Raw genomic sequence first — 3,540 nt, 5'->3', positions numbered from 1 at the left:
TCTTCAAGGCATGCGCAGCTCCCCTTCTACCTCGAGGCGGGTGTAGGGGCCGACGCGAAGGAAGCGCTCCCCCAGCATCTCGGCGGCGGCAGGCTGGATCCAGCCCATGCGCTGCAGCAGGTGCAAAGCCAGGGCATACTTGGCCCGGGCGGCTCCATCCTGGACCTTGATGGCCAGGCCCATGCCTTCCCCCACCCGGCCAATGCACTGGATCCCTTCAGCACCCGATTTGCTCACCAGATCCCCTTGAGTAGCCCGCATCAATTCCGTGTCGAAACACCCCTGTCCGGCCACCATCTCCGGGTGATGGGTCATGGCCCGTGCTACCGATTCCAAGTCGGGCCGCTCGCCGGCGGTCAGTTGGGCGAATAGGGAGGCCAGGTGATTCAGTTGCAGTTGGTAGGTGGGCACCCCACAGTCATCCCGCGCAAACAAAAACTCCTCCGAGGGCATTTGCAGCAAATCCGCCAACTTGGCCCGCACCAGCGCTTGCACCGGATGCTGCCGCTGGGCGTAGTCTGACAAGGTCCAGTTTTGGGCGCGGCTGGCCATAAGCATGCCGGCATGTTTGCCGGAGCAGTTGTGGCACAGGGGGCTGGGCTTGCCGGGTGGGGTGGGGCAGACCAGCAAATCGGGAGATAGATCGGCCCGCCACAGTATGCTGAACACCTGCCGCGCATGAGCCGTGGTGCCCTGATGGGATCCGCACATGATGGCAATATCTTTCTCAGTGAGGCGGTAGCGCTCGCGGATGCCGGTGGAGAGCATGGCCAGCGCTTGGAAAGGCTTGAGGGCAGAACGGGCAAAGACGGGGGTGGTGCTGTTGCCGGCCATGGCCAGAGAACGCCCGCGGCTATCGGCCACGACAGCTTGGCAATGATGGATAGATTCGGTCAACCCCTCCCGCAAGACATGGATTAAGAGTTCAGGGGCGGTGGAACGATTCTCAAATGACATGAAAACCTGGGAAAGGGCTGACGAAGCTGGGAAAGAGGGTGTGTACTCTTCAAATCATACGCGCAGATCCTACGCGAGAAGTTGGCGGGATCCCCTAAAGTAGCAAAATGGAACCCTTCCGCTCGGATCCCTGACCTCTGCCATGTCCTCCAATCCCCTGGTGTTTTTGGTCTGTCACGGCAGCCGGGATCCCGATTATCAGCAGGCTTTGGCAGATTTGTTGGCCCGGGTGCAGCAGCAGCTGGCTCCCCAGCCGGTGGAGCTGGCCCAGTTGGAAGGTCAGCCTCTCACCCTGGCCGAACAGATTCAAGGACGGCTGGCAGCTTGGCTGGGCGCAGGCCGATCTCCCGATCAAGTGGTGCTGCTGTCGCTGTTTATGGGCGAGGGATCCCATGTGGAAGAGGATTTACCGGCTGCGGTGAAGCAGGTTCAAGCTCGCTGGCCGCGCCTGCCCATCCGGTTAACACCCCCCATTGGCCAGCACCCGGCCCTCCTGGATCTGTTGGTGGCTCGCATTCTGGCTCCACAGCCCTCTTGCTCTGCAACGCTCAGGCAATCCGGCGAACGGGCAGATGCCTGGATTGTGCTTGGCCATGGCAGCCGTCTGCCGGGGTTTGCCGCCCAGCTCCAAGCAGGGATCCAAACTGTGCAACGGCGCTTGCCCGAGATCCCCTTGCATGTGGCTTTTGCTGCCCAGTCCCCCACCTTAGAAGCGGTCGTGATCCATTGCTTGCGCCTTAGCCAGTGCCGTCTACGGGTGCTGCCGTTTTTTCTCTTTCCAGGCGGTCTGCTGCGCGCCCTACAAGAACAGGCTCAGCGATTACAGCGGGAATGGCCTCTGCTCCAAATCCAGGTGGAGCCGCCCCTCTGGCGGGATCCTCAACTGATGCAGGCCATTGTGGAGACACTCCAGGCTTTTAGCCCGGCGCTGGAATAGCCGAATCTTTCCCGTTCCCTCAAAATGGATATTTCCAACAGCAATGACGCGACCAGGACTTGAGATGGGCAAAGTGTATTTGGTGGGGGCAGGGCCTGGGGATCCAGGGCTGCTGACGGTGAAGGGAAAGGCGCTGCTCGCCCACGCGGATGTGGTCATCTACGATGCTCTGGTGGGATCCTCCATCCTGGAGCTGATCCCGCCGACGGCAGAACGGATCTATGCTGGCAAACACTGCGGCGCTCACACCTTGCCCCAGGAGCAGATCACAGCCTTGCTGATGGAGAAAGCTCGGACGGCAGCCGTGGTGGTGCGGCTCAAAGGGGGGGATCCCTTCATCTTTGGGCGAGGCGGCGAGGAGATGTTGGCTCTGGTGCAGGCCGGGATCCCAGTGGAGGTGGTGCCGGGAATTACGGCGGGCATTGCCGCCAGCGCCTATGCCGGGATCCCTCTCACCCATCGCGACCTCAGCTCCTCAGTTGCTTTTGTTACCGGACATGAGGCGGCAGGGAAATACCGCCCTCAGGTCAATTGGCGGGCTTTGGCCGGGGCGGTGGAAACCCTGGTGATCTACATGGGCATGCACAACCTCAGCCACATTGCCGCCGAATTGTTGGCCGGAGGGAAAGCTCCCGATACCCCGGTTGCCCTGATCCGCTGGGGCACCACCCCTGAGCAAGAGATTCATCTGCTCCGCCTGCAGACTCTGGCTGGGCAGCCCTCGCCCGTAGCACCGCCTTCAATTGTTGTGGTGGGAGCGGTGGTCAGCCTGGCCAGCTTGTTGCCCACTTTGCGTCCGCCAGTCTCGTATTGCTCCGCAGCGCTTGCGCAACCGGAATCTCCATGAACGCCTTCTTTCGCAAGTTGGGTGCCCTCTTCTCCGCCTACTACGCCTACATGCTGGAGTACCGGGCCGAGCTGATCCTGTGGGTGTTGGCCGGATCCCTGCCCCTGATCATGATGGGGGTGTGGAGCGAGGCAGCCCGCTCAGGAGACTTCTCGCTGTCTGCTCTGGAGTTCATCCGCTACTTTCTGGCGGTGTTCCTGGTGCGCCAGTTCACCATCGTCTGGGTCATCTGGGACTTTGAGCGAGAGGTGGTCGAAGGCAAATTATCTCCTCGCCTGTTGCAGCCTCTGGATCCCGCTTGGCACCATGTGGCCAGCCACCTGATGGAGCGCTTGGCCCGTCTCCCCTTTACCCTGGTTTTAATCGCCCTTTTCTTCGTCCTCTACCCCCGTGCCTTTTGGATCCCCTCTTGGGCACAGGCGGGGCTGGGATCCCTGGCCATTCTCCTGGCTTTTGCCCTGCGCTTTCTCATGCAGTACACCCTGGCGCTGCTGGCCTTTTGGGTGGAACGGGTGACGGCCTTGGAGCAATTCCATTTTTTGGTGTACTTGTTTTTCTCGGGGGTGATCGCTCCTCTGGAGGTGTTCCCACCACCCGTGCGCCAGGTCTTGGCCTGGACACCCTTCCCCTACCTGGTGCATTTTCCCGCCAGCCTCTGGGCAGGGATCCCGGTGGATATTCTGGGCGGCTTTGGCATGGGCCTGGCCTGGACGGGCCTGCTCTGGCTGGCTAACCGCTGGTTGTGGCGCAAAGGCTTGCAACAGTACTCGGGAATGGGAGCTTAGAGGGCCAGGTTCAG

The 3,540-nt window shown here is 61.3% G+C and carries 4 protein-coding genes; 3 read left to right on the top strand and 1 reads right to left on the bottom strand.

The window, feature by feature from the left end:
- Positions 1–3: 3 nt before the first annotated feature.
- Entirely contained in the window at positions 4–957 is a 954-nt protein-coding gene (locus NW820_RS11045) for an asparaginase (protein WP_414343721.1), read from the bottom strand.
- Positions 958–1,099: 142 nt separating this feature from the next.
- Between NW820_RS11045 and NW820_RS11040 the strand changes: the two genes are divergently transcribed.
- The 3 genes from NW820_RS11040 to NW820_RS11030 are packed head-to-tail and all read left to right on the top strand — an operon-like array spanning position 1,100 to position 3,526.
- Positions 1,100–1,894, top strand: coding sequence for a sirohydrochlorin chelatase (locus NW820_RS11040; RefSeq protein ID WP_011432672.1), 795 nt, complete (start codon positions 1,100–1,102; stop codon positions 1,892–1,894).
- 43 nt (positions 1,895–1,937) lie between these two features.
- Entirely contained in the window at positions 1,938–2,741 is an 804-nt protein-coding gene (gene cobA / locus NW820_RS11035) for a uroporphyrinogen-III C-methyltransferase (protein WP_255344543.1), read from the top strand.
- The gene (locus NW820_RS11030) at positions 2,738–3,526 is read left to right on the top strand and encodes an ABC transporter permease (protein ID WP_414400686.1); all 789 of its coding nucleotides are present in this window, start codon (positions 2,738–2,740) and stop codon (positions 3,524–3,526) included. The genes cobA and NW820_RS11030 overlap by 4 nt, the downstream gene beginning before the upstream one ends.
- Positions 3,527–3,540 lie beyond the last annotated feature (14 nt).

It is taken from the genome of Synechococcus sp. R55.7, from assembly GCF_047461955.1.
Classification (GTDB): domain Bacteria; phylum Cyanobacteriota; class Cyanobacteriia; order Thermostichales; family Thermostichaceae; genus Thermostichus.
This window is presented reverse-complemented; position numbering and strand designations above follow the sequence as displayed.

Excerpts from the sequence above, each read along its gene's own strand:
- cobA (WP_255344543.1), top strand. The coding sequence starts at position 1,938 with ATGACGCGACCAGGACTTGAGATGGGCAAAGTGTATTTGGTGGGGGCA.
- NW820_RS11030 (WP_414400686.1), top strand. The coding sequence starts at position 2,738 with ATGAACGCCTTCTTTCGCAAGTTGGGTGCCCTCTTCTCCGCCTACTAC.
- NW820_RS11045 (WP_414343721.1), bottom strand. The coding sequence starts at position 957 with ATGTCATTTGAGAATCGTTCCACCGCCCCTGAACTCTTAATCCATGTC.
- NW820_RS11040 (WP_011432672.1), top strand. The coding sequence starts at position 1,100 with ATGTCCTCCAATCCCCTGGTGTTTTTGGTCTGTCACGGCAGCCGGGAT.